The organism is Paenibacillus sp. LK1 (assembly GCF_002750415.1).
Classification (GTDB): Bacteria; Bacillota; Bacilli; order Paenibacillales; family Paenibacillaceae; genus Paenibacillus; species Paenibacillus taichungensis.
Genome location: NZ_PEII01000035.1, coordinates 1 through 2,528 on the forward strand (window position 1 = coordinate 1; position 2,528 = coordinate 2,528).

The following is a 2,528-nucleotide window of genomic DNA, read 5'->3' on the forward strand; positions in this document are numbered from 1 at the left end:
TCTCTCCGAGATGTATCCCGAGTAGTGCGGGGCACGTGAAACCCCGTATGAATCCGGCAGGACCATCTGCCAAGGCTAAATACTTCCTAGCGACCGATAGTGAAGCAGTACCGTGAGGGAAAGGTGAAAAGCACCCCGGAAGGGGAGTGAAATAGAACCTGAAACCGTGTGCTTACAAAAAGTCAGAGCCCGTTTTAGGGGTGATGGCGTGCCTTTTGTAGAATGAACCGGCGAGTTACGTTCCCGTGCAAGGTTAAGGTGAAGAGCCGGAGCCGCAGCGAAAGCGAGTCTGAATAGGGCGACATAGTACGTGGACGTAGACCCGAAACCGGGTGATCTACCCCTGTCCAGGGTGAAGGTGCGGTAACACGCACTGGAGGCCCGAACCCACGCACGTTGAAAAGTGCGGGGATGAGGTGGGGGTAGCGGAGAAATTCCAATCGAACTCGGAGATAGCTGGTTCTCCCCGAAATAGCTTTAGGGCTAGCCTCGGAAAACAGAGTCGTGGAGGTAGAGCACTGATTGGGTGCGGGGCCCGCAAGGGTTACCAAGCTCAGTCAAACTCCGAATGCCATAGACTTACTTCCGGGAGTCAGACAGTGAGTGCTAAGATCCATTGTCAAAAGGGAAACAGCCCAGACCATCAGCTAAGGTCCCCAAGTGTGTGTTAAGTGGGAAAGGATGTGGAGTTGCACAGACAACCAGGATGTTGGCTTAGAAGCAGCCACCATTGAAAGAGTGCGTAATAGCTCACTGGTCGAGTGACTCTGCGCCGAAAATGTAACGGGGCTAAACACACCACCGAAGCTATGGCTTGATGCTTTGCATCAGGGGTAGGGGAGCGTTGTATAAGGGTTGAAGGTGTACCGTAAGGAGCGCTGGACATTATACAAGTGAGAATGCCGGTATGAGTAACGAAAAGATCAGTGAGAATCTGATCCGCCGAAAGCCTAAGGGTTCCTGAGGAAGGCTCGTCCGCTCAGGGTAAGTCGGGACCTAAGGCGAGGCCGAAAGGCGTAGTCGAAGGACAACAGGTCGAAATTCCTGTACCACCGTAAGCCGTTATGAGCAATGGGGGGACGCAGCAGGGTAGTGACGCGGACTGATGGATGTCCGTCTAAGCAGTGAGGCTGATGTGTAGGCAAATCCGCACATCGTAAGGCTGGGCTGTAATGGGGAGCGAAAATTATAGTAGCGAAGGTCATGATCTCACACTGCCAAGAAAAGCCTCTAGCCAGGTGATGGTGCCCGTACCGCAAACCGACACAGGTAGGCGAGAAGAGAATTCTAAGGCGCGCGGAAGAACTCTCGTTAAGGAACTCGGCAAAATGACCCCGTAACTTCGGGAGAAGGGGTGCCCCGGTAGTGTGAATAGCACGAGGGGGCCGCAGTGAAAAGGCCCAAGCGACTGTTTAGCAAAAACACAGGTCTGTGCGAAGCCGTAAGGCGAAGTATACGGGCTGACGCCTGCCCGGTGCTGGAAGGTTAAGGGGAGCGGTTAGGAGCAATCCGAAGCTGTGAACCGAAGCCCCAGTAAACGGCGGCCGTAACTATAACGGTCCTAAGGTAGCGAAATTCCTTGTCAGGTAAATTCTGACCCGCACGAATGGCGTAACGACTTGGGCGCTGTCTCAACGAGAGATCCGGTGAAATTTTAATACCTGTGAAGATGCAGGTTACCCGCGACAAGACGGAAAGACCCCATGGAGCTTTACTGCAGCTTGATATTGAATTTGGGTACGATCTGTACAGGATAGGTGGGAGCCTTTGAAGCATGAGCGCCAGCTTGTGTGGAGGCACCGTTGGGATACCACCCTGATCGTATCTAGGTTCTAACCTGGTACCGTAATCCGGTGCGGGGACAGTGTCAGGTGGGCAGTTTGACTGGGGCGGTCGCCTCCTAAAGAGTAACGGAGGCGCCCAAAGGTTCCCTCAGAATGGTTGGAAATCATTCGAAGAGTGCAAAGGCATAAGGGAGCTTGACTGCGAGACCTACAAGTCGAGCAGGGACGAAAGTCGGGCTTAGTGATCCGGTGGTACCGCATGGAAGGGCCATCGCTCAACGGATAAAAGCTACCCTGGGGATAACAGGCTTATCTCCCCCAAGAGTCCACATCGACGGGGAGGTTTGGCACCTCGATGTCGGCTCATCGCATCCTGGGGCTGAAGTAGGTCCCAAGGGTTGGGCTGTTCGCCCATTAAAGCGGTACGCGAGCTGGGTTCAGAACGTCGTGAGACAGTTCGGTCCCTATCTGTCGTGGGCGTAGGAAATTTGAGAGGAGCTGTCCTTAGTACGAGAGGACCGGGATGGACGTACCGCTGGTGTACCAGTTGTTCCGCCAGGAGCACCGCTGGGTAGCTATGTACGGAAGGGATAAGCGCTGAAAGCATCTAAGCGTGAAGCCCCCCTCAAGATGAGATTTCCCAGTATGTAAGACCCCTTGAAGACGACGAGGTAGATAGGCTGGGGGTGGAAGTGCAGCAATGCATGGAGCTGACCAGTACTAATCGGTCGAGGGCTTATCCAA

General features: G+C 54.0%; 1 rRNA gene. It reads left to right on the top strand.

What is annotated here, in order from left to right:
• Window positions 1–2,528: ribosomal RNA gene (locus CS562_RS32405) — 23S ribosomal RNA — on the top strand; the annotation flags it as partial.